The following is a 23,685-nucleotide window of genomic DNA, read 5'->3' as shown; positions in this document are numbered from 1 at the left end:
CGGCGTGTCAGGCGAACAGTCGTGCCAGTTCCGCGCCGGGGTCGTCGGCGCGCATGAAGGCTTCGCCGACCAGAAAGGCGTTCACCTGCCGCGCACGCATGGTGGCAACGTCATCCGGAGAGAGGATGCCGCTTTCGGTCACGACGATGCGATCGGCCGGCACGCGCTCGAGTTGCGACAGCGTCGTATCGAGGCTGACCTCGAAACTGCGCAGGTTGCGGTTGTTGATGCCGACCAGCGGCGTGCGCAACTGCAGTGCGATATCCAGCTCATCAGCGTCGTGCACTTCCACCAGCACCGCCATGCCCAGATCGTGCGCGAGCGCCTCAAGCTCCTGCAGCCCTGCCAGCGCCGCCCGCGCCGCCGAACTCGACGTGACGCCCTCGGGCGGCAGGAAGGCGGCGACGATCAGCAGGATGCAGTCGGCCCCCATCGCTCGCGCCTCGAACACCTGGTAGGTGTCGATCAGGAAGTCCTTGCGCAGCACCGGCAGCGCGCAAGCGTCGCGTGCTTGCTGCAAGTACTCGGGTGCGCCCTGAAAGTACTGGCGATCTGTCAGCACCGACAGGCAGGCCGCCCCGCCACGCTGGTACGACTGGGCGATCTCGGCTGGCACGAAGTGCTCGCGGATCACGCCCTTCGACGGGCTCGCCTTCTTGATCTCGGCGATCACGCCAGCGTGCCCCTCCGCGATCTTGCCGCGGATCGCACCGATGAAGTCGCGCAAGGCGGCGCCGCCGCGCGCGCGCTTGACGATCGACTCGCGCGAGAGCAGATGCTCTGCCGCTTCGACTTCTTCGCGTTTGGTGGCGATGATCTTCTGCAGGATGTCAGACATGTCGATTCTCAGATGACGAGTCCGGCAGTCGCGAGCCGGGACTCTAGTGCTTGCAGGCCGCCTTCATACTCCCAGTAGATCAGGCGACCGTCGGCGTAGTCGGTCAACAGGTAGCGCTCGCTGACCGATTTGATGCGATCCACCGCGACCAGCTTGTCGGCGTAGCCCTCGACCGCAACCGCCTCGGTGATCTCGGCGTTGTTTTCGTCGAAACCGTGCAGGATCAGGTAGCTGCCGACCCGCACCCGGACGAATCGCGGCTCGGTCACTGCGCGAACTTCCGTGTGTATTCGACCAGTTGCTCTACCTTGGCGCGTGCCGCGCCGCTCGCGATGGTCGCGATCGCCCGTTCGACGCCATCGGCAAGCGAATCGGCAACGCCCGCGACATACAGGCTGGCGCCGGCATTGAAGGCCACGATGTCGCGCGCGGCCGGCAGCTTGCCGCTCAGTGCGCCGATCAGCATCTCGCGCGAATCCTCGACGGTGGCGGCGCGCAGCGTGGATGCGGCATGCAGCGGCAGGCCGACATCTTCGGGGGAGAGTCGGTATTCGCGCACCGCACCGTCGCGCAACTCGCCCACCAGGGTCGGCGCGGAAATCGAGAGTTCGTCAAGGCCATCAAGGCCGTGCACGATCATCACGTTACGGGCGCCAAGACGCTGCAAGACGCGCACCTGGATACCGACCAGATCCGGATGGAACACGCCCATCAACTGGTTGGCCGCGCCAGCGGGGTTGGTGAGCGGGCCGAGAATGTTGAAGATCGTGCGCACGCCCAGTTCACGCCGCACCGGGCCGGCATGCTTCATCGCCGCGTGATGGTTGGGCGCGAACATGAAGCCGACGCCCACATCGTCGATACAGGCGCCGACCTGCTCCGGCGTCAGTGCGAGGTTCACGCCCAGCGATTCGAGCACATCGGCCGAACCCGACTGCGACGACACCGAACGTCCGCCGTGCTTGGCCACCTTCGCGCCCGCCGCCGCGGCGACGAACATCGCACCGGTCGAAATGTTGAAGGTGTGGGCGCCGTCGCCCCCAGTGCCACAAGTATCGACCAGCGTCTGCACATCGGATTTGAGCGACACCTTGGTCGCGAACTCGCGCATCACGGTGGCCGCGCCGGCGATCTCGCCAACGGTTTCCTTCTTCACCCGCAAACCGGAAATGATCGCTGCGATCATCACCGGCGACACCTGGCCGGACATGATCTGCCGCATCAGATCAACCATCTCTTCGTGGAAGATCTCGCGGTGTTCGATGACGCGTTGAAGGGCTTCTTGGGGGGTCATGCTCGTCCTCCGCACATACGAATGAAGCGGCGCCGGGCCGCTTCATTCATGCGCTGTCACATGTCGAGAAAGTTCTTCAGCAACTGGTGGCCGCCCTCGGTGAGGATCGACTCGGGATGGAACTGCACGCCTTCGATCGGCAGCGTCCGATGACGCACGCCCATGATCTCGCCATCGTCCGTCCACGCGGTCACTTCAAGGCAGTCGGGGCAGGACTCGCGCTCGATCGCCAGCGAGTGGTATCGCGTTGCCGTGAAGGGATTCGGCATCCCGCGGAACACGCCAGCATCCAGGTGCGAGATCGGCGATGTCTTGCCGTGCATCAGCCGCTTGGCATGCACGATCTTGCCGCCGAAGGCGGCGCCGATCGACTGGTGGCCGAGGCACACGCCGAGGATCGGCAGCTTGCCGGCGAAGTGCTTGATCGCCGCGACCGAAATGCCGGCTTCCGCGGGCGAACACGGCCCCGGGGAGACGACGAGCTTCTCGGGCCGCATGAGCTCGATCTGCTCGACGGTGATCTGGTCGTTACGGAACACGCGCACGTCGGCGCCGAGTTCGCCGAAGTACTGCACCAGGTTGTAGGTGAAGCTGTCGTAGTTGTCGATCATCAGCAGCATGGCAGTACTCCTTATTCGAATCGGGTATCGAGGCCGCGTTCGGCCATCTCGGCAGCGCGCAAGACCGCACGGGCCTTGTTCTGCGTTTCCTGCCATTCCGATTCGGGATTGGAGTCGGCAACGATGCCGGCACCCGCCTGCACATGCAACTGACCATCCTTGAGGACGGCGGTACGGATCGCGATGGCGACGTCGAGTTCACCATCGAATCCGAGGTAACCGACGGCACCTGCGTAGATGCCACGCTTGACCGGTTCGAGCTCGTCGATGATTTCCATCGCGCGCACTTTCGGCGCGCCGGATACCGTGCCCGCGGGGAAGGCTGCGCGCAACACCGCGAGCGGCGCCGCCCGCTTGTCGTCGAGATCCCGCAACTGGCCTTCCACGTTCGAGACGATATGCATCACATGCGAGTAACGCTCGACGATGAAGCGCTCGGTCACCTTGACGGTGCCGGTGGCCGCGACACGGCCCACATCGTTGCGCCCCAGATCGAGCAACTGCAAGTGTTCGGCACGTTCCTTCTCGTCGGCGAGCAGGTCCTGCTCCAGCGCCAGATCTTCCTCGTAGGTGGCGCCACGTTTGCGGGTGCCGGCGATCGGGCGCACGGTGACCGTGCCGTCTTCGAGCTTGACCAGGATTTCGGGCGATGCGCCGACGACCTGGAAGTCCTCGAAGTTGAAATAGAACATGTAGGGGCTCGGGTTGAGCGCGCGCAGGCTGCGGTAGAGCGCCATCGGGCTCGCCGCGAAGGGCTTGCTCATGCGCTGCGACAGCACCACCTGCATGATGTCGCCATCCACGATGTACTGCTTGGCGCGACCGACCGCCGTCTTGAAGGCTTCCTCACCGAAGCCTGATACCGCTTCGGCGGGCTCGACCGAGACGTCCTGCGGAATCGCCACCGGTTCGCGCAGCCGTGCGAGCAGTTCTTTGAGGCGGCGTTGCGCGCGCTTGTAGGCGCCCGGCACTTCCGGCTCCGCATACACCACCAGCGTCAGCTTGCCGGAAAGGTTATCGACGATCGCGATTTCTTCGGACAAAAGCAGCACGATGTCCGGCACACCGAGCGGATCCTTCGGCTCATGCTTTGCAAGCTTGGGCTCGATGTAACGCACGGTGTCGTAGCCAAAGGCCCCGACCAGACCACCGCAGTAGCGCGGCAGGCCGTCGCGCGGCGGCACCTTGATGCGTTGCAGGAACTCGCCGATGTAGTTGAGCGGGTCGCCGTAGTCGCGACGTTCGACGAGTCGGTCGTTCGTCAGCAGCAGGGCCGAACGGCCGTACACCTCGATGCGGGTGTTGGCGCGCAGGCCGATGATCGAATAGCGGCCGAAGCGCTCGCCGCCCTGCACCGATTCGAGCAGGTAGGTCCAGGATTCGTTGGCGAGCTTGAGGTAGATCGAGAGCGGCGTATCGAGATCGGCGAAGGTCTCGAGCGTCAGGGGGATCCGGTTGTAACCCTGTTGGGCCAACGCGAGGAATTCGGATTCGGTCATCATGACTCCACGTTCTTGTCCCGTGCCGGGCGCCAAATCAGGGGCGCACTTCAAGCTGGTCGCGGGCGGATTGTGCTGAACATCGTAGCGCGGGAGGCCGCGCCAGAACTGCGGTGCGGGGGCTTAAACAGCCCGCCACGAGCACCCGGTGCGCTGCCATCGTGCGGCGGCGCGAGACGGGAGGTGCTCCTTTCCGATGTTCAGGTTCTCGCAGGTCATGGAGGTCGAGGTTCAGTCCGGAGCGCGCCCGATCAGGCGCAGCAATCCGGGGAACGCGGATACTAACCCGTCGCATTCGATGGTGTCCACGGCGCGGCCTTCGCTGTAGCCGTAGGTCATCAGCAGCACCGGCACGCCGGCGGTTTGTGCGGCGAGCGCGTCATTGGCCGAATCGCCCACCATCAGCGCGCGGGTCGGCGAGACGCCCAGCGCCTCGCAGGCATGCAGCAAGGGCGCGGGGTCCGGCTTCTTCACCGGCAGCGTGTCGCCGCTCACCACGCAGTCGAAAAAGCGCGCGAGCCCCATGCGCTCGAGCAAGGGCACCGTAAAGGCGCCAGCCTTGTTGGTGATGCATGCCATGCGGATGCCCTGCGCCTGCAGGGCGCCGAGTGTCTCCGCCACACCTTCGTAAATGCGGGTGGAGTGACCATTCACTGCAGCGTAATGGCGGCGGAATACCGCGACCGCGGCTTCCAGCGACGCGGCGTCGCGCGCGGCACGCCCGTCGGTCAGGCAGCGTTCGACCAGATTGGGAATGCCGCGCCCGACGAAACGTGTGACTTCGTCGAGCGTTCGGGTCGGCTCATGCAGCTCTTCGAGCATGCGGCGCGCGGCTTCGTGCAGATCCGGGATGGTGTCGAGCAGCGTGCCATCCAGGTCAAACAGCACCGCATCCACATCGAAGCGCCGCACATGCATGGTTCAGACCTGCGCCAGTTGTTCGCGCAGCGCGGCGATCACGCTGTCGTAACGGTTCGGGTCACTGGCCTTGCCGGCACCGAAAACCGCAGACCCGGCGACAAAGGTGTCCGCACCGGCGCGGGCGATCTCGGCGATGTTGTCGATCTTCACGCCGCCGTCGATCTCGAGCAGGATCTTCTTGCCGGTCTGCTGCTCCCATGCGTCCAGGCGCTTGCGCGCTTCGGCGAGCTTGACCAGCGTCTGCGGAATGAACTTCTGGCCGCCGAAGCCGGGGTTTACCGACATCAGCATGATCAGGTCGATCTTGTCCATCACATGATCGAGCCAGGACAAGGGCGTCGCGGGATTGAACACCAGCCCGGCCTGGCAACCATGATCGCGGATCAGCGCCAGCGTGCGATCGACATGGCGCGACGCTTCCGGGTGAAAGGTGATGATATTGGCGCCGGCGTTGGCGAACATCGGCACCAGCGCGTCGACCGGCTCGACCATCAGGTGCACATCGATCGTCGCGTTGGTAAGCGGGCGCAGCGCCTCGCAAACCAGCGGGCCGATCGTCAGGTTCGGCACGTAATGGTTGTCCATCACGTCGAAGTGGATCCAGTCGGCCCCCGAGGCCAGAACGTTCAGAACCTCTTCGCCCAGCTTGGCGAAGTTTGCCGACAGGATGCTCGGCGCGATGCGATAACTCACGGTGTTCCCCCACCCCAAAACCACGATTTTCCCAGAAGCGGCGGTTTTCCGGAAACCGACCGTGAATTCGAACATGGCGTGAGCCGGCATTGGCGGATTGAATGGGGGCTATCGCCCAGCCTCATGTCGCAGAGAAACCGATGTCTGACTCTTTGAGCCCGGAAATCCAGGTGTCCGCCCGTTCCGAATACATCGCAGACCAGTCGGATCCGACTGCCGGGCGTTACGTGTTCGCCTACACCGTCACCATCGAGAACCGTGGCGAGATCGCGGCGCAGTTGATCAGTCGCCACTGGGTGATCACCGACTCGGAAGGCCGCGTGCAGGAAGTGCGCGGCGTGGGCGTGGTTGGGGAGCAGCCCCTGCTGGCGCCCGGCGAGGCGTTCGAATACACCAGCGGCTGCGCGATCGGCACCGCGGTCGGCACCATGCGCGGGGAATACCAGATGGTGGCCGAGAGCGGCGAACCGTTCGACGCCACGATCCCTGAATTCGTGCTGGCGGCGCCGCGCATGTTGCACTGAGCGCGGCCGGGGGCTGTCAGGTCACGCGATACATTGCGGTCGCCCCAAGTTCGGCGGGCACAGAAGCGGTTGCGCACACGCTCAGCACGATCGGCACACCGACGCCCCGAGCGGCGGCAGCCACCGCCAGCACGGCGCGCTGGTGCAATTCGTCGCCGTCAGGGATCAGGCTGATGTAGGACACCGATTTGGGCAGCAGGGCTTCGACCCGCAGTCGGCTGGGGTCGGTCACGCGGACGCCGCACTTCACGCCACGGGCCAATAGATCGGCCAAGCCTTCGGGCCGCGACATGCCGGCATCCAGCTCCAGCACCAGGATCGCGCCGGCCGGCTTCAGGCGCGCAACCACGCCGCGGCAGGCGGACAGGAAGCGCGGGTCGCTAAGGCTGGAGCGCGCCGGCGCGAGAATCCACAGCGAACCTTCGCCCCCGGCTTCGGCCGCCTCGGCGAGTTTGTCGAGCAATAGCAGATCCGCGTCGAGCGCCAGACCCGCGTCTGGCGCGACCAATTCGGGCAGGACCTTGAGCGCGCCGCCTTCGGCTTTGCGTACGCAAGGCGCGACCCGCCGCGCCCAGACGCCGCCCGCGACTGCGGTCAGCTCCAGCCACGAGGCATCGAGCGCCCCATTGAGCAGCGCGTCACGCCAGATGCCTTCGGCGGACTCGTGTTGCGCAAGGAGGTCGTCGAATTCGGCGGCCGCAAAGCGGAAGCAGTTCCGGCCGGCATTCTTGGCGCGGTACATCGCCGCATCGGCCGAGGCGATCAGCGCGTCGTCCTCGCCGTCGTGCGGATAGACGGCGACACCGATACTCGCCGCAACCCGCAACAGCAGGTCACCATGGCCGACCACTTCGGTCGCGCAACTGACCAGCTTCGCCGCAAGGCGCGCCGCCGCAAGCGGGTCTGCCAATTCGTCGGCGATCACGACGAACTCGTCGCCGCCCAGCCTTGCGACGGTATCGCTTTCCCTCACCGCCGCAACGAACCGGCTCGCCACGGTGCGCAGCACCTGATCGCCCGCGGCATGGCCGTGCTGATCGTTGATCGGTTTGAAATGGTCGAGATCGATGTAGAACAGCGCAAAGCCATTGCGATTGCGCCTGGCCTTGGCTTGCGTGGCACCCAGCGCCTGACGGAAACCCACGCGGGTCAGCAGCCCTGTGAGCTCGTCGATTCCGGCAAGCGACCGGTTTTGCGCGTGCATCTCGCTCTGCACCGAAGTCTGCCGCGCAAGCTCGGCACGCGCTTCTGCGAGCAGCGAGGTCTGCATGCCGATCTGATCGTGCAACCGACTGGTCCGGCGATGCGCGATCACCGTCACAAAGCCGACCGTCAGGAAGATCGCAAGCGCCACCCAAACACCGACCGGCTGCCGTTCTGCCGCCATCTTCATCTGAACGATCGCCGGCGGCACCGCGGTGACGCCCGGCTCCATCGCGTAGAGTTTTGCGTCGCCCGACTTGATCCACACTTCGTTGTGGAACTCGTCGAGTGGCAGCAACTGATCGGTCGCAACGCTCTTCTGCTCGCCCCGGTGAATGATGAAGTTGAGGCTTTCCGCCTCTGCCATCAGCGGGACGTCGAAATAGACCCCGAAAGGTGTGGTGCCGCTGGGCTTGAGGGGCTCGGTCCATAGGACGTCGGCCCCCAATGCATGCCCATCGCCCCAGACATGCAAGCCCCAGCCCTCATAACGCCCGTCATCGCGATGAAAATGGATACGGGCAGTGTGCGGTGGCGGCGCCGCCCAGACCGGCGCCAGCACCCACAGCGAGGCGAGCAGCAATGCCAGCCAGGCAAGTAGACGCAGCACGGTTCGGGGCGGTCGATTCATCAGGAACGATAGTCCGCGTTGATCTTCACGTAATCGTAGGAGAAATCGCAGGTCCAGACGACCGCTTGAGCGGGTCCGCGCGCAAGATCGATGCGGACGGTAATCTCGTCAGCCTTCATGATGCGGGCGCCCTCTGTTTCCTGGTAGCTTGCCGCACGCCCGCCCATTTCCGCAACAAGCACTTCCGACGCGCCGTCGCCCAGCCAGACACGCAGGCGATCGACGTCGAGATCGACGACGCCGGCATACCCGATCGCCGCGAGGATGCGGCCGAGATTCGGATCTGACGCGAAAAACGCCGTCTTGACCAGCGGCGAGTGGGCAACCGCGTAACCCACCTTGCGGCACTCCTCGCGATTGGCGCCTCCGCTCACTGCAATCGTCATGAACTTGGTCGCACCTTCGCCATCCCTCACGATGGCCTGCGCCAACCACACCGCGACATCGATGATCGCGCTGCGCAATGCAGCATAGTCGGCAGTGCTTTCGTCCGCGATCTCCGGAGTGCCGGCGGCGCCGGTCGCGATCAGGATGAAGGAATCGTTGGTCGACGTGTCGCCATCCACGGTAATGCTGTTGAACGACAGGTCCGCCGCTTCGCGCACCAGTTGTTGCAGCAGTGGCTGAGCGACGGCCGCGTCGGTGGCGACAAAACCCAGCATGGTGGCCATGTTCGGCTTGATCATGCCGGCACCCTTGCTGATACCGGTCACCGTCACCGTCTTGCCGCCCAGCTCGATGCGCCGTGAGGTGGCCTTGGCGACGGTGTCGGTTGTCATGATGCCGTGGGCCGCCTCATGCCAGCCATCCGCCCGCAGGTTGGCCTGTGCGGCCGGCAGGCCGGCGACGAGGCGATCCACCGGAAGATGCTCGAGGATCACGCCCGTCGAGAAGGGCAGCACTGCCCTCGCATCGACGCCCAGTTGTGCGCCGACGGCTTCACAGGTGGCACGCGCATTGGCAAGCCCGAGCTCGCCGGTGCCCGCATTCGCGATGCCGGTATTGATGACCAGTGCCCGTATCGCGCTCCCGGCGGCAAGGTGCGCCTGGCAAACCTGTACCGGCGCCGCGCAGAAGCGGTTCTGGGTGAATACCCCAGCGGCGCGACTGCCTTCCGAGAGTTCGATCAGGGTCAGGTCGCGACGGTCCGCCTTGCGGATGCCGGCCTGGGTCACACCCAGGCGGACACCGGCGACCGGCAGGAGTTCGGAGGCGACAGGGGGGGAGAGGCGAACAGGCATGATGGCTCCAGGCAATGAGCGGCGCGCCAACGCGGCCGGATTGTCTGCAAGTTTAGCGGATCAGCTGCGCCCGGCTCGTGACGCGACATGCTCGAAGCCCAGCGAGGCCTGCTGCACGAAATGCAGCACGCCGTTGGCGTCTTCGTCGGAAAGCGCAGCTTCGGCCTGCGTGCGGTCGGCATAAAAGGCGCCGATGACTCGGCCGTGCACCACGATCGGGGCCATCACGAACGGCGGCACACCCCCTGCGCGCGTCAGTCGCTCGAGCCTTACCGGCGCATCGAAGGAGTTGCAGACAACGAAACTCTGCTGTCGCCCGATCACGGTGTTGATGAGTTCGCCCGGACTGCCGTCGAGCGCAAACTGGAACGCCCGCACCAGCGCGTCGGCGCCCTGCCCGAGCCCGGCCTTGCCGACGAGGTGCTGCCGATCAGGCGTGAGCAGCGCGAAGAGTGCGCGATCCATGCCGATGCCGCGGTAGATACCCTCGAGCGCAAGGGTCAGCACATCGTTCAGGTTCGGTTTGCCTGCGATCAGCATCGAAAGGTCGCGCAGGATCTTCAGCTGCAGCATGGGATTGGGCCCACCGGGCTCTTCCTCTTCGGCGACCTGCGCGGACCCGCCGCTGCGCGGCACCGGAATCAGTTGCGCCGCCTCATGGGCGCCGTAGCTGACAGCCGCTTGTGCCGCGGCGATCGCATTGTCGGTAATCAAGGGCAGGATCTCGTCGAGCGGGCGATCCAGATGCTTGGCGACCTGCTCGAGCACTTGCCGCGTCTGCGGCGCGTCCCACCCTGCTTCGGCCGCCCGTGCGAGCGACTGGGCCAGCACGACGTTCTTCTCGCGCGGCCCGCCGCGCTCGCCCTGCTCGATCACGCTGATGAGCAGGCCGCCGAGTCGCCATTCCTTGACCAGGCCTAGCGTGATCTGGCGCAGCCGGTATCCGAGCACATTCTGCTCGGCGACTTCGGCCGGCACGCCGGTGATCATGGCGCCGTCGAGCGAGGACGCCGCTTCGTCACCGAAGCACCAGAACGCCATCTCGCCCATGCGTGCCAGCAGGGCTGTGATGAAGACCTCTTCGGTGTTGGGATCGCCCGCCAGGCTCGCAAAGGTTCGCGCCTGCACCGCCGCATGGAACGCACGTGCCATCTCGGCCACGACCCGCTGACGCACGCCGCCTTTGAGCATGGCATCGATCAGCAGCAGCGACAGCGCAATGTTGGCGACCGCATCAAAGCCCAACACCACCAGCGCCCGACTGACGGTACTGATGTGCGCCCTGGCCGGGTTGAAGTAGGCGCTATTGGCCAGCTTCAGCACTTTCGCGGTCAGCGCGGCATCGTGCAGGATGATCCCGGCCAAAGCATGCGCAGAGGCCCGTTCATCGCCGGCAACTTCGCGGATCGCATTCACGGTCTGGCCGAACGCCGGCATATCGCGTTCGCGAATGCGCGCGATGAATCCCTGCGCCCCAAGGCGGCGAGCGTCCTGCAAAGTGGTCACGGCAAACGGCTCCGGTGGTGTCTGTGAGCGTTAACGGCCGTCGTACCCGGATTCTGTAGTGCCGCAAATGAAAACGCCGGCTTGCGCCGGCGTCTTGCGGGGACTGTCGAGGCTCAGCTCAACTTGCCGTGACAGTGTTTGTACTTCTTGCCCGAACCGCAGGGACACGGATCGTTGCGGCCCACCTTGACGCCGCTCTGTGCCGGCATCTGCCGCACTTCGCTGTTGGCGTCAGCGGTCGCCAGCGCCTCGTCATAGTCGGCATGGTGGTATTGCACGTTATCCACCGGTGCCGTATGCGGCTCGGCTTCTTCAAGCTGCTCTTCGGAGCGGATCTGTACCGTCATCAGCATGCGCGTGACTTCGACCCGAACTGTCGTCAGCAGGCTCTCGAAAAGCTCGAACGATTCACGCTTGTATTCCTGCTTCGGGTTCTTCTGCGCATAGCCACGCAGGTGGATACCCTGACGCAGATGATCAAGCGACGCCAGATGCTCGCGCCAGTGCGTATCCAGGCTGTTGAGCATGACGTTGCGCTCGAAGCCCTGCCACGCCTCGAGGTTGACCGGCGCGATCTTGGTCGCGTAGGCCGCGTCGGCGGCTTCGACAACCTTCTTCAGCAAGTCGTCGTCGGACAGGCTCTGGTCGTCCTTGCTCCACTGTGCAACCGGCAATTTGAGCTGGAACTCGCCCTCGAGCGCGCGCTCGAAACCCGGCAGATCCCATTGCTCTTCCACGCTTTCGGCCGGAACGTAGGTGCGGAACAGGTCGTGCAGCACGCCCTGACGCATCGCCGTGATCGTCTCGCTGATCTCTTTCGACTCCAGCAACTCGTTGCGCTGCAGGTAGATCACCTTGCGCTGGTCGTTGGCAACGTCGTCGTATTCGAGCAACTGCTTGCGGATGTCGAAGTTGCGCTGCTCGACCTTGCGTTGGGCCGATTCCAGCGAACGCGTCACGATGCCCGCTTCGATCGCCTCACCCTCCGGCATCTTCAGGCGAACCATGATCGCGTTGAGACGGTCACCGGCAAAGATCTTCATCAGCGGATCTTCAAGCGACAGGTAGAAGCGCGAGGCGCCCGGGTCGCCCTGACGGCCGGAGCGGCCGCGCAGCTGGTTGTCGATACGGCGCGACTCATGGCGCTCGGTGCCGATAATCTTCAGGCCGCCCGCCGCAATCACTTTCTCGTGCAACTGCTTCCATTCGGCACGCAGCGCATCGATCTTGGCAGCCTTTTCCTCTTCCGGCACTTGGGCGTCGTCGCGCAGCAAGGCGATCTGCTTTTCAACGTTGCCGCCGAGCACGATGTCGGTACCGCGACCGGCCATGTTCGTCGCAATCGTGATCACCCCCGGACGACCCGCCTGCACGATGATTTCGGCTTCACGGGCGTGTTGCTTGGCGTTCAGCACCTGATGCGGCAGCTTTTGCTTGTCCAGCAGGCTTGAGAGCAATTCGGAGTTTTCGATCGAGGTCGTACCGACCAGCACCGGCTGCCCGCGCTCGTGGCAGTCCTTGATGTCGCGGATGATTGCGTCGTACTTTTCCTTGGCCGTGCGATACACCAGATCGTTCGCGTCGATCCGGATCATCGGACGATTGGTCGGGATCACCACGGTTTCCAGACCGTAGATCTGGTGGAATTCGTAGGCCTCGGTGTCCGCCGTACCGGTCATGCCCGAGAGCTTTCCGTACATGCGGAAGTAGTTCTGGAAGGTGATCGATGCGAGGGTCTGGTTCTCGGCATTGATCTGCACACCTTCCTTCGCCTCGACGGCCTGGTGCAGGCCGTCCGACCAGCGGCGCCCGGCCATCAGTCGGCCGGTGAACTCGTCGACGATCACCACTTCACCGTTCTGCACCACGTAATGCTGGTCACGGTGATACAGCGAATGGGCGCGCAGCGCTGCGTACAGGTGATGAATCAGCAGGATGTTCGCCGGATCATAGAGGCTCGAGCCTTCGGCCAAGAGGCCGGCCTTGGCGAGCAATCCTTCAGCGCTCTCGTGACCCTGCTCGGTCAGCAATACCTGATGCGCCTTGAGATCAACCGTGTAGTCACCCGGCACGGTGATGTTGTCGTCCTCGCCTTCTTGCTTCTTGAGCAAGGGGGCGACCGCGTTCATCTTGACGTACAGCTCGGTGTGGTCTTCGGCCTGACCCGAGATGATCAAGGGCGTGCGCGCCTCGTCGATCAGGATCGAGTCCACTTCATCGACGATTGCGAAGTTCAGGCCACGCTGCACCCGCTCGCTGGTCGAATAGACCATGTTGTCGCGCAGGTAATCGAAACCGAACTCGTTGTTCGTGCCGTAGGTGATGTCACAGGCGTAAGCGGCCTGCTTGGCCTCGTGACTCATCTGCGACAGATTGCAGCCGCAGGTCAGCCCAAGGAAGCCATAGACCCGCCCCATCCACTCCGCATCGCGGCTGGCAAGGTAGTCGTTGACCGTGATGACATGGACGCCACGGCCGGACAAGGCATTCAGGTAGGCCGGCAAGGTCGCCATCAGCGTCTTGCCTTCACCGGTCCGCATCTCGGCGATCTTGCCGTAGTGCAGTACCATCCCGCCGATCAACTGCACATCGAAGTGACGCATCCCATGGACACGCTTGCCCGCCTCGCGCACGACCGCAAAGGCTTCCGGCAACAGTTTGTCGAGCGATTCGCCGTTGGCGTGGCGTTGTTTGAACTCTTCGGTCTTGGCGCGCAGTTGCTCGTCCGACAATGCCGCTATCGCCGGCTCGAGCGCATTGATTGCCCGCACGGCGGCCGAATATTGGCGAACCAGCCGCTCGTTGCGGCTACCGAAGATCTTCTTGAGGAGGCCTGCGATCATGTTAGATGGGGGTCAGGCATAAAAGTGGCGATTCTATCATGGCGCCTGCAGCCCCCCCGGCTGGGGGCGGTTTTCGCATGAACGGCCCGCGTCGCAACTACGCTCGCCCGCTCGGCACCTTTGTCGGCAGCGGGGATTCGCCGCTTGCACGCCTACAGGAACACGCCCGCCTGCTGACCCGGCTCCAGCGTCAGCTGGATCTTCTGCTACCCGACTATCTGCAGGGAGCGGTCGCGGTCGCGAACCTCGAACAGGAGGTGTTGGCGCTGCACGTCCAGAATGCATCGGTGGCAGCACGCCTCAAGATGCTGGTGCCGCGCATCCAGGAAGGCCTCTGGAGCCAGGGCGCCGCAGTCAAGGAAATCCGCGTCCGCGTTCGCCTGCCAAAACGCAGCACGGCACAGGCCCCACAAACCGTGAGGGAAATCGACGGCGGCGTGCTGGCGGGACTGGAAACCCTGCGTGACAGCCTCCCCGAACGCTCGCCCTTGGCCGGGCCGCTTGCGCGCCTGATCGAGCGCGCCGCGCGGCGCCGCGGCAGCTGATTAAAGCACCGGAACCAAAGCGCGCTCCAGCAGGAGCAGGCCGAGAAATACGAGGGCGGCCACCACAGCAAACTGCGCCAGCTTCTTCGCGACAACAAGGTAGCGCCTGTTGCTTGTCAAAAGCCAGGCAAGCACGCTCGCGACACAGCCGATGCCAACGAGCAGGAAAACGACACGCATCAGCAGCATGTCGCAGGCCCCTCGGCGTCAGGCCGGATGCAACTCGAAGGCGTTGCGCAGCGTGGCCGGCACGTCTTCGTCGCGCTCGAAACTCACGATATCCCAGGCCGTCTTGTCTTCAAGCAATGCCCGCAGCACCTGGTTGTTGAGCGCGTGGCCGGACTTGTGCGCCGAGTAGGCCGCGAGCAGCGGATGCCCGGCCAGGTAGAGATCCCCGATGGCGTCGAGCACCTTGTGCTTGACGAACTCATCGGCGTAGCGGAGCCCGTCCGCGTTGAGCACGCGGTATTCGTCCATCACTATCGCGTTATCCAGACTGCCGCCTCGCGCGAGGCCCGCATCGCGCATGTATTCGACCTCATGCATGAATCCGAACGTACGCGCCCGCGAGATTTCACGGACATAGGACTGGCGCGCAAAGTCCACGGCCACTTCGGTACCGGTGCGATCGATCGCCGGATGATTGAACTGGATCGAGAAAGAGAGCCGATATCCATCGTAGGGCTCAAGACGAACCCATTTGTCGCCTTCGCGCACTTCGACCGGCTTGCGCACCCGCAGAAAACGCTTGGGCGCAGCTTGATCCTCGATGCCCGCCGACTGGATCAGGAACACAAAGGGCGCCGCCGATCCATCGAGAATCGGAATCTCGGGACCATCCACATCAATGTAGGCATTGTCGACACCGAGCCCCGCCAGCGCGGACATCAGATGCTCGACCGTTCCGATCTTTGCCTCGCCCTGCTGCAGGCCGGAGCAAAGTCGCGTATCCACCACCGAATAAGGCGACGCCGGAAGATCTACCGGCGGATCGAGGTCGACGCGGCGAAACACGATACCGGTATCCGGCGCTGCGGGGCGCAGGCTGAGCGTGACCTTGATTCCGCTATGCAGGCCAACACCGGTCGCTGTGACGATGGTCTTCAGCGTACGTTGTCTGAGCATGGACAGACCTTCCGCAAGAGATTGATTGATAAGGATTTTACCACGCCAACATCGGCGCACGATTGGCGCTGGCTATGATCAGGATAGGCCGCTGAGTCGGGCACCGCAAAGAAAAACGCCCCGTCCTGCGGGGCGTTTGGCCTGAATCCGGAAGGCTCAGTCCGCCTGTTTGCGCAGGAAGGCCGGGATATCCAGGGTGCCGAAACCGTTGGCACTCATCGCTTCGACGGTCGAACGGCGGTGCTGGCGACGAATCACTGCGGGCTGCTCGAGATCGGCATAGTTCACTTCGATCCCGACGTTGTCGGTACCGGTCCGGATCACATGCATCGGCGGTTTTTGTGCGGCGGCTTTCGCCACGCCCAACCCTGTCGCAACAACCGTGACGCGGATGCGGTCTTCCATGGCCTCGTCGAAGACGGTGCCGTAGATCACGAAGGCATCGGCATGCGCGAAGGCGCGCACGGTATTTACCGCCTCCCGGACTTCGCTCATCTTCAGCGAGCGGCTGGCAGAGATATTGATAAGCACGCCGCGTGCGCCGGAGAGTTCGACACCTTCGAGCAGCGGGCAGCACGCAGCCTGTTCGGCTGCAATACGTGCGCGATCAATGCCGGCAGCTTCGGCCGAGCCCATCATCGCGCGGCCCATTTCGGCCATCACCGTGCGGACGTCCTGGAAGTCGACGTTCACCAGACCCGGGATGTTGATGATCTCGGCGATACCACCTACTGCATTGCGCAGCACGTTGTCGGCCGAGCGGAAGCACTCTTCGACACTCGCGTCGTCGCCATGGACTTCCATCAGCTTGTCGTTCAGCACGACGATCAGGGAGTCGACGTGCTTGGCGAGTTCTTCGATACCGCTGTCGGCGACGCGGCCGCGGTTTTCGAAATCGAAAGGCTTGGTGACGACAGCGACGGTCAGCACGCCCATTTCACGGGCCACCTCGGCGACGACCGGGGCTGCGCCGGTGCCGGTGCCACCGCCCATGCCGGCGGTGATGAAGGCCATATGGGCGCCGGTCAGCGCGTCTGCGATGCGATCACGTGCATCGAGCGCGGCCGTGCGGCCCGCTTCCGGCTTCGCACCTGCGCCGAGCCCTGAATCGCCGAGCTGGATCTTGGTGGCTGCGCTGCTGCGCTTGAGAGCCTGGGCGTCGGTGTTTGCGCACACGAACTCGACCCCTTTGACCCCTTCACGGATCATGTGATCGATGGCGTTTCCGCCCGCACCACCAATGCCAATCACTTTGATGACGGTGCCGGTGGCTTCCTTTTCCCTGATCTCGAACATCTGCCTAGCCTCCTGATTCAGCCCTGGCGCAGGTGGTCAACCCCGCTGTCGGGGAATTTAACAACCACCTAAATATAGTACGCCGTTGAAAGTTTACAACTAAATATCGGTACAACGCCATAAATTGGACGCGCGCCGCAAAATACTTCGCTCCGCGCTGTCAGAAATTGCGCGCAAACCAGGCCATAACCCTTTGAAATGACTGCTTCATGTTGCGCGATTCACGCGCATGAAGCCCCCTGCGCCGCTGTGCGGCGGCTTCGAAAAGCAGCCCCATGGCGGTCGCATATTGGGGATGGCAAACCATGTCGGCGAGGCTGCCCTGATAGTGGGGAATCCCTACCCGCACCGGTGTGTGGAAGATCTCTTCCCCGAGTTCGACGATACCGGCCAGCACCGCCGAGCCCCCCGTAAGCACCAGACCCGACGACAGCAGCTCTTCGTAGCCGCTGCGGCGCAGTTCTGCCTGCACCAGTTCGAACAATTCGGATACGCGCGGCTCGATCACATCGGCCAGCGCCTGCCGCGTCAGCTTGCGCGCGGCGCGCTCGCCCACGCTTGGCACATCGATCATGGCTTCGGGGTCGACCAGCGCGGGCAGTGCCACGCCGTAGCGGATCTTGATCTCTTCTGCCTCGGCGGTCGGCGTTCGCAGCGCCATCGCGATGTCGTTGGTGACCTGGTCACCCGCCACGGGGATCACAGCGGTGTGGCGGATCGCGCCCTGCGTGAAGACGGCAATGTCCGTCGTCCCGCCACCGATATCCACCAGGCACACGCCGAGCTCTTTCTCATCTTCGGTCAGTGTCGCAAAGCTTGATGCAAGCGGCTGCAACACCAGGTCGTTGACCTCAAGCCCGCAGCGGCGCACACACTTGACCAGGTTCTGCGCGGCAGACACCGCGCCGGTCACGATATGCACCTTCACTTCGAGGCGCACGCCGCTCATGCCGATCGGCTCACGCACCCCATCCTGCCCGTCGATGATGAATTCCTGGGTCAGGATGTGGAGGATCTGCTGGTCGGCCGGCAGCGGCATCGCCTTGGCCGTGTCGATCACGCGCTCGACGTCGAGCGGTGTGACTTCGCGATCCTTGATCGGGGTCATGCCGTTCGAGTTGAAGCTGCGGATGTGGCTACCCGCGATACCGGTGTAGACGTCGCGGATCTTGCAGTTGGCCATCATTTCGACCTCCTGCACCACCTTCGATATCGCCTCTACCGTGGCCTCGATATTGACCACCACGCCCTTGCGCAGACCGCTCGAGGCCTGGGACGCGGCACCGACAACCTCGAAGCGGCCGTCTGGCTTCATCTCCGCTACCAGCGCGGTGATTTTCGAGGTGCCGATGTCGAGCCCGACGATCAGATCCTTGTATTCCTTGCTCATTGTTTTGCCTTGTTGCTGGAGGCCGCGACAAGCTGCACCGCGAAACCGGCCGGGTAACGCAAGTCGGCGACCGAAACGGGCGCTGCAATGCGGGTGCGTGCTTGCGGCCAGACGGATACGAATCGGGAAAGTCGATCGGTCAAGGGCGTATTGCCCTGCTCGCGTCCAAGTTCGATCACCAGACCGTCCTCGAGACGCAATTGCCAGGCTTGCCGGGCCGAAAAGTTGAGTGTGGCGGGCACCGCATTTATGGGCGCGAGCAGCGCCGCGAATTCGCGATAGCGCTGCAGCACCTGTTGCGCGCTACCCTCCGGCCCGGAAAAGACCGGCATGCGCGCATTGCTCGCCGCAATGAATACTTCGCCCTGCTGGTTCACCAATCGCGTATCGCCGTTGTCCCCGGCGCGCCAGTACGCGGTTGCGACATGTTCTTCGAGGCGCACTTCGAGGGTCGCGGGCCACACGCGGCGCACTTCGGCGCGGCGCACCCACGGCAGCTTTTCGAACGCGGCGCGCGCTTCGTCGAGGCTGACGCTGAAGAAATTGCCCTTAAGGCCGGAACGCGCCGCGAATTCAAGTTGCGCGGTCGTCACTTGCGACAGGGGCGAAACCACGACAATTTCGCGAAAGCCGAACAGCGGCATTGCGAGTGCCAGCCGCATCAGCGCATAACCGATCGCCACCGAAGCGCCGAGCAAAAGCACGTCGGCCATGCCGTTCATCCAGTCCGGCCGATGCCAGAGGCCATGCGGCTCCACCGCCGCACGCGCTGGGCGCGCGCCGGCCTGGGTTCGACCGAAGGCGGGCTGATGCTCAGCCAAGTGCGGCTCCCTTGAGCACTTCGACGCACAGATCCTCGAACGACAAGCCTGCCGCACGCGCCGCGATCGGCACAAGCGAGTGCGAGGTCATGCCGGGCGCGGTGTTCATTTCGAGGAACGCGAAGCTGCCGTCGTTACGCAGGATCACGTCGGCACGCCCCCATCCCCGGCAGCCAAGTACCTGAAAGGCTTTAAGCGCCGCTGCGCGGATCGCGTCCTCGGTGTCTGCGCGGACACCCGACGGGCAGTGATAGCGCACCACGTCGGTGAAGTACTTGTTCTCGTAGTCGTACTTGCCTTCCGGCGCCTCGATGCGCACCAGGGGCAGTCCGCGATCACCCAGCACCGCGGCGGTCAGTTCCTGGCCGGCCACGAATTCTTCGGCAATCACCAGCGGATCGAGCCTGTAGGCCAGCGCGAAGGCGTCGGCGAACTGGGCCGGCGTGTTGACACGCGTCACGCCGATCGACGAACCCTCGCGCGCCGGCTTGATGATCAGTGGCAGACCGAGCTCGGCAATGACGCCCGCAAAGTCGGTGTCCGGCGTGAGCATGCGGAAGCGCGGTGTCGGCACGCCGGCGGCGAGCCACACCAGCTTGGTGCGCCACTTGTCCATCGAAATCGCCGAGGCCATCACACCGCTGCCCGTGTAGGGCACGCCCAGCGTTTCCAGCGCGCCCTGCAGGGTGCCGTCCTCTCCGAAGCGTCCGTGCAGGATCATGAAGGCGCGGTCGAAGCCTTCCTTGCGCAGATCCCAGATCGGGTTGATCGCCGGGTCGAAGGCGTGCGCGTCGACGCCTTCCGAGCGCAGGGCTTCGAGCACCGCCTTGCCGGAGATCAGCGAGATCTCGCGTTCGGCAGAATTGCCGCCCATCATCACCGCGACCTTGCCAAATTGGATGACGTCACTCATCGCTTACCCCTGCACCAGCTTGCCCGGAATCCCGCCGATCGAACCGGCGCCCATCGTGATCACCACATCGCCCTCGCGCGCGACTTCGAGGATGCGTGCCGGCATTTCACCGATCTCCTCGACGAACAGTGGCTCGACCTTGCCCGCAACGCGGATGGCCCGCGCCAGCGAGCGACCATCCGCGGCAACCAGCGGCGCCTCGCCCGCGGCGTAAACATCCGCCAGCAACAGAGCATCGACCGTGCCAAGCACGCGCACGAAGTCTTCGAAACAGTCGCGGGTGCGGGTAAAGCGATGCGGCTGGAAGGCCAGCACCAGACGACGGCCGGGGAATGCGCCGCGCGCGGCCGACAGCGTGGCGGCCATCTCGACGGGGTGGTGCCCGTAATCGTCGATCAGCGTGAAGGTGCCACCACCGTTCGCCGCGATCTCGCCATAACGCTGGAAGCGGCGGCCAACGCCCTGGAACTCGGCCAGTCCGCGCGCGATGGCCTCGTCCGGGACGCCAACTTCCGTTGCCACCGCGATCGTCGCCAGCGCGTTGAGCACGTTGTGCATGCCGGGCAGGTTCAGCGTCACCGGGAAGCGGTCGGTCGTGCCGTTCTGGCGCACCACGTCGAAATGCATCTGCCCGCCCACTGCACGTACATTTTCGGCACGCACATGGGCATCGGCCGCAAGGCCGTAACGAATGATCTGTTTCGAGACGAAAGGCATGATCTCGCGCACATGCGGGTCGTCTGCGCACAGCACCGCGACGCCGTAGAACGCGAGGCGGTTGAGGAAGTCGACAAACGCGTGCTTGAGCCGGGCAAAGTCATGCCCGTAGGTTTCCATGTGGTCGGCGTCGATGTTGGTGACCACAGAGATGACCGGACTCAGCATCAGGAAGGAGGCATCCGATTCATCGGCCTCAGCGACCAGGAATTCACCCGTGCCCACACGCGAGTTCGCACCCGCGGCGGTGAGGCGCCCACCGATCACGAAGGTCGGGTCGAAACCACCTGCGTCGAGCACGCTCGCCACCAGGCTGGTAGTCGTGGTCTTGCCGTGGGTGCCGGCGATCGCAATGCCCTGCTTCAGGCGCATCAATTCGGCCAGCATCTGCGCCCGCGGCACGACCGGGATCTGGCGGGCGCGGGCGGCCTGTACTTCCGGGTTGTCGCGCTGCACGGCAGTGGAGGTGACGATGGCGTCGGCATCGACCACGTTTTCCGGTGCGTGCCCCTGCACCACGCGGATGCCCAGCGCGGCGAGGCGACGCGTGGTCGCGTTGTCGGCCAGATCGGATCCGCTGACCGCGTAGCCCTGGCTCGCCAGCACCTCGGCAATGGCGCTCATGCCGGCACCACCGATGCCGACGAAATGGATGTGCTTGATCTTGTGCTTCATGAGGCAAACCGGGGAGGGAAAAACCCTCCAGTGTACCGGGTTGAATGACTGAAACCGGGGGACGTCATGCCTTGCCTCCACCAGTCATGCTTTCGATCATCGCAGCGATGCGCTCCGTGGCCTCCGGCTTGCCGATGCGGCGCGCCGCGCAGGCTATTTCGAGGCAGCGTTGGCGATCCATTTGCTGCAGCAGTGATGCCAGACGCTCCGCCGACAGCTCGGATTGCGGCAGGTGCACGGCGGCGCCTTCGCGGTCCAGCAAAACGGCGTTGTCACGCTGGTGCGAGGTCGTGGAAACCACCAACGGCACCAGGATGCTTGCCACGCCGGCTGCCGTCAGCTCGGCGGCCGTGATGGCGCCTGCGCGACAGATCACCAGGTCCGCGACAGCGAGACGTTGCGGCATGTCGTCGATAAAGGGCAGTAACTCGGCACTTAGCCCCAGTGTCGCGTAACGTTCGCGAAGGGCATCGATGTTTGCCTTGCCGGATTGGTGCACCACCTCCGGCCGTGCTGTCGCGGGGATCAAGGCCAGCGCAGCAGGCAGCGCCTCGTTGAGCGCACGCGCGCCAAGGCTGCCGCCGACGACCAGGACCTTGAGCGGGCCTTCGCGGCCAGCGAAACGCGCTTCCGGAGGCGGCAGCGTCGCGATCTCGCTGCGCACCGGATTGCCGGTTACGAGGGCCTTGCCGGCGAGCGAGCCGAAACGTCCGTCGAAACCAAAGAACACGCACTTTGCGAGCGGGCCCAGCAAACGATTTGAGAGCAGCGGCGCGGCGTCCGCGTTGACCAGTGCGAGCGGGCGTCCGGTCAGTCGCGCGGCGATCCCGCCCGGCACCGTCACATAGCCGCCCATGCCCAGCACCACATCGACCTTCGCATCGGCGATCAGCCGCGTGCAGCGGACGATGCCCTTCACGAAGTTGAGGGCACCACGCATCGCGTGGCCGATGCCCTTGCCTCGCAAGCCTGCGAATTCGATGGTGTCGAGCGCGATGCCGTGCCGTGGCACCAGATCGCCTTCCATGCCATGCGCCGTGCCGAGCCAGCGCACCCGCCATCCGCGTGACTGCATCGCCTGCGCGATGGCGAGCCCGGGAAAGATGTGACCGCCGGTGCCAGCGGCCATCACCATCAGGGTGCGCGGCGCCACATTCACGGGCGGCCCCCGCGTGTGAGTTGCCGGTTTTCCCAGTCGATCCGCAGGAGCACCGCCAGCGCCAGGCAGTTGGCGAGAATGCCGGAACCGCCGAAGCTCATCATCGGCAGCGTGAGCCCCTTGGTCGGCAGGAGCCCCATGTTCACACCCATGTTGATGAACGACTGCACGCCGAGCCAGATGCCAATGCCCTGCGCCACCAGCCCGGCGAAGTGCCGCTCGATGGTGTGCGCCTGGCGACCGATCGAGAACGCGCGCTGCACCAGGATCGCGAACAGCGCGACCACGGTCATCACGCCGACGAAGCCAAGTTCCTCCGCGATCACCGCGAGCAGAAAGTCGGTGTGTGCCTCGGGCAGGTAGAAGAGCTTCTCCACGCTCGCGCCCAATCCAACGCCAAACCACTCGCCGCGTCCGAAGGCGATCAGCGCATGCGAGAGCTGGTAGCCCTTGCCGAAGGCGTCCTGCCAGGGATCCATGAAGCCAAGGATGCGCTCGCGGCGGTAGGGCGACAGCCAGATCAGCAGGACGAAACCGATGATCGCCACCGCGATCAGCAAGCCGAAGATGCGCGCATTGATGCCGCCAAGGAACAGGATGCCGAAGGCAATCGCGGTGATGACAACGAAGGCGCCGAAGTCCGGCTCCCGCAGCAGCAGGAAACCTACGCACAGCACCACCGCGGCAAGCGGCAGGAAGCCGCGGCGGAAGCTCTTCATGTCGCCGAGCTTGCGCACGGTGTAATCGGCAGCGTAGAGCGCAACGCCGAGCTTCATCAGTTCCGAAGGCTGCAAGTTCGCAAAGCCGAAACCGATCCAGCGTCGCGCGCCATTCACATCGCGCCCTACATGCGGAATCAGTACCAGCAACAGGAGCACGACACCGACAGCAAAGAAGGTGGGCGCGAGCTTCTGCAGCGTGGCGATCGGCACCTGAAAGACCATCGCACCCGCAGTGAGTCCGATCAGCAGAAAGACAACGTGGCGAACGAGGAAGAAGGCCGGCTGGTAATGCGTGAAGCGGTTGCCTTCGGCGGTCGCGATTGAAGACGAGAACACCATCACGACGCCGAACAGCAGCAAGGCCGCCGCCGACCAGATCAACATCGGATCGAGTTCGCGCGGGGTCGCGGGCGCGCCGGTAAGCCGCCCCACGGCGCGGTGTGCCGCGTGCGAACCCATCGGAAGCGCCGGCTCGGGCCGGACGAAGAAGCCACCCACGCGGTCGCGCA

22 protein-coding genes are annotated in these 23,685 nt (G+C 64.4%); 2 read left to right on the top strand and 20 right to left on the bottom strand.

The window, feature by feature from the left end:
- Window positions 1-7: 7 nt before the first annotated feature.
- The 7 genes from trpC to rpe form a co-directional block, all read right to left on the bottom strand.
- On the bottom strand, window positions 8-838 hold the full coding sequence (gene trpC, locus GGR36_RS19340) for an indole-3-glycerol phosphate synthase TrpC (RefSeq protein WP_183636864.1): 831 nt from the start codon (window positions 836-838) through the stop codon (window positions 8-10).
- An 8-nt stretch (window positions 839-846) separates the two neighbouring features.
- Complete coding sequence (locus tag GGR36_RS19335; protein WP_183636861.1) at window positions 847-1,107, bottom strand: hypothetical protein; 261 nt, start codon at window positions 1,105-1,107, stop codon at window positions 847-849.
- Window positions 1,104-2,132 carry an anthranilate phosphoribosyltransferase gene (trpD, locus tag GGR36_RS19330; protein WP_183636859.1) on the bottom strand — a complete coding sequence of 343 codons (1,029 nt, stop codon included), beginning with the start codon at window positions 2,130-2,132 and terminating at the stop codon, window positions 1,104-1,106. Before trpD ends, GGR36_RS19335 begins: the two co-directional genes overlap by 4 nt.
- A 56-nt stretch (window positions 2,133-2,188) precedes the next feature.
- Entirely contained in the window at window positions 2,189-2,752 is a 564-nt protein-coding gene (locus GGR36_RS19325) for an anthranilate synthase component II (RefSeq protein WP_183636856.1), read from the bottom strand.
- An 11-nt stretch (window positions 2,753-2,763) separates the two neighbouring features.
- Entirely contained in the window at window positions 2,764-4,251 is a 1,488-nt protein-coding gene (trpE, locus tag GGR36_RS19320; protein WP_183636852.1) for an anthranilate synthase component I, read from the bottom strand.
- A 231-nt stretch (window positions 4,252-4,482) separates the two neighbouring features.
- The gene (locus GGR36_RS19315; RefSeq protein WP_183636849.1) at window positions 4,483-5,169 is read right to left on the bottom strand and encodes a phosphoglycolate phosphatase; all 687 of its coding nucleotides are present in this window, start codon (window positions 5,167-5,169) and stop codon (window positions 4,483-4,485) included.
- Window positions 5,170-5,172: 3 nt separating this feature from the next.
- The gene (rpe, locus tag GGR36_RS19310; RefSeq protein WP_338086725.1) at window positions 5,173-5,865 is read right to left on the bottom strand and encodes a ribulose-phosphate 3-epimerase; all 693 of its coding nucleotides are present in this window, start codon (window positions 5,863-5,865) and stop codon (window positions 5,173-5,175) included.
- A gap of 140 nt (window positions 5,866-6,005) precedes the next feature.
- Here rpe and apaG point away from each other — a divergent pair, with 140 nt between their 5' ends.
- Window positions 6,006-6,389, top strand: coding sequence for a Co2+/Mg2+ efflux protein ApaG (gene apaG, locus GGR36_RS19305; RefSeq protein WP_183636843.1), 384 nt, complete (start codon window positions 6,006-6,008; stop codon window positions 6,387-6,389).
- 16 nt (window positions 6,390-6,405) lie between these two features.
- Here apaG and GGR36_RS19300 read toward each other — a convergent pair whose 3' ends face one another.
- The 4 genes from GGR36_RS19300 to secA all read right to left on the bottom strand — a co-directional run bounded on the left by GGR36_RS19300 (window position 6,406) and on the right by secA (window position 13,813).
- Window positions 6,406-8,223, bottom strand: a complete 1,818-nt coding sequence (locus GGR36_RS19300; RefSeq protein WP_183636840.1) for a diguanylate cyclase domain-containing protein — start codon at window positions 8,221-8,223, stop codon at window positions 6,406-6,408.
- Entirely contained in the window at window positions 8,223-9,464 is a 1,242-nt protein-coding gene (argJ, locus tag GGR36_RS19295) for a bifunctional glutamate N-acetyltransferase/amino-acid acetyltransferase ArgJ (RefSeq protein ID WP_183636830.1), read from the bottom strand. Before argJ ends, GGR36_RS19300 begins: the two co-directional genes overlap by 1 nt.
- A 60-nt stretch (window positions 9,465-9,524) precedes the next feature.
- Complete coding sequence (locus tag GGR36_RS19290; RefSeq protein ID WP_183636827.1) at window positions 9,525-10,970, bottom strand: HDOD domain-containing protein; 1,446 nt, start codon at window positions 10,968-10,970, stop codon at window positions 9,525-9,527.
- A 113-nt stretch (window positions 10,971-11,083) separates the two neighbouring features.
- On the bottom strand, window positions 11,084-13,813 hold the full coding sequence (gene secA / locus GGR36_RS19285) for a preprotein translocase subunit SecA (RefSeq protein WP_183636824.1): 2,730 nt from the start codon (window positions 13,811-13,813) through the stop codon (window positions 11,084-11,086).
- Between the two features lie 77 nt (window positions 13,814-13,890).
- On the opposite strand from secA, the gene GGR36_RS19280 reads away from it, so the two are divergent.
- The gene (locus GGR36_RS19280; RefSeq protein WP_183636811.1) at window positions 13,891-14,358 is read left to right on the top strand and encodes a DciA family protein; all 468 of its coding nucleotides are present in this window, start codon (window positions 13,891-13,893) and stop codon (window positions 14,356-14,358) included.
- Here GGR36_RS19280 and GGR36_RS19275 read toward each other — a convergent pair whose 3' ends face one another.
- The 9 genes from GGR36_RS19275 to ftsW all read right to left on the bottom strand — a co-directional run bounded on the left by GGR36_RS19275 (window position 14,359) and on the right by ftsW (window position 23,635).
- The gene (locus GGR36_RS19275; protein ID WP_183636808.1) at window positions 14,359-14,547 is read right to left on the bottom strand and encodes a hypothetical protein; all 189 of its coding nucleotides are present in this window, start codon (window positions 14,545-14,547) and stop codon (window positions 14,359-14,361) included. It lies immediately after the preceding gene.
- Window positions 14,548-14,565: 18 nt separating this feature from the next.
- Complete coding sequence (gene lpxC, locus GGR36_RS19270; RefSeq protein WP_183636805.1) at window positions 14,566-15,483, bottom strand: UDP-3-O-acyl-N-acetylglucosamine deacetylase; 918 nt, start codon at window positions 15,481-15,483, stop codon at window positions 14,566-14,568.
- Window positions 15,484-15,639: 156 nt separating this feature from the next.
- Window positions 15,640-16,779 (bottom strand): cell division protein FtsZ, encoded by a 1,140-nt coding sequence (gene ftsZ / locus GGR36_RS19265; protein ID WP_183636802.1) that lies wholly within the window; start codon window positions 16,777-16,779, stop codon window positions 15,640-15,642.
- 160 nt (window positions 16,780-16,939) lie between these two features.
- The gene (gene ftsA, locus GGR36_RS19260) at window positions 16,940-18,169 is read right to left on the bottom strand and encodes a cell division protein FtsA (protein WP_183636799.1); all 1,230 of its coding nucleotides are present in this window, start codon (window positions 18,167-18,169) and stop codon (window positions 16,940-16,942) included.
- Window positions 18,166-18,990 (bottom strand): cell division protein FtsQ/DivIB, encoded by an 825-nt coding sequence (locus tag GGR36_RS19255; protein ID WP_242533317.1) that lies wholly within the window; start codon window positions 18,988-18,990, stop codon window positions 18,166-18,168. Before GGR36_RS19255 ends, ftsA begins: the two co-directional genes overlap by 4 nt.
- Window positions 18,983-19,903, bottom strand: coding sequence for a D-alanine--D-alanine ligase (locus GGR36_RS19250; RefSeq protein ID WP_183636767.1), 921 nt, complete (start codon window positions 19,901-19,903; stop codon window positions 18,983-18,985). Before GGR36_RS19250 ends, GGR36_RS19255 begins: the two co-directional genes overlap by 8 nt.
- Before the next feature lie 3 nt (window positions 19,904-19,906).
- Window positions 19,907-21,295 (bottom strand): UDP-N-acetylmuramate--L-alanine ligase, encoded by a 1,389-nt coding sequence (gene murC / locus GGR36_RS19245; RefSeq protein ID WP_183636764.1) that lies wholly within the window; start codon window positions 21,293-21,295, stop codon window positions 19,907-19,909.
- Window positions 21,296-21,359: 64 nt separating this feature from the next.
- Complete coding sequence (murG, locus tag GGR36_RS19240; RefSeq protein WP_338086723.1) at window positions 21,360-22,454, bottom strand: undecaprenyldiphospho-muramoylpentapeptide beta-N-acetylglucosaminyltransferase; 1,095 nt, start codon at window positions 22,452-22,454, stop codon at window positions 21,360-21,362.
- Entirely contained in the window at window positions 22,451-23,635 is a 1,185-nt protein-coding gene (gene ftsW / locus GGR36_RS19235; RefSeq protein WP_207064533.1) for a putative lipid II flippase FtsW, read from the bottom strand. The genes murG and ftsW overlap by 4 nt, the downstream gene beginning before the upstream one ends.
- Window positions 23,636-23,685: the final 50 nt, after the last annotated feature.

Source organism: Niveibacterium umoris (assembly GCF_014197015.1).
GTDB lineage: Bacteria > Pseudomonadota > Gammaproteobacteria > Burkholderiales > Rhodocyclaceae > Niveibacterium > Niveibacterium umoris.
The sequence above is the reverse complement of the archived record's forward strand: the minus strand, read 5'-3'. Positions and strand labels throughout refer to the sequence as shown.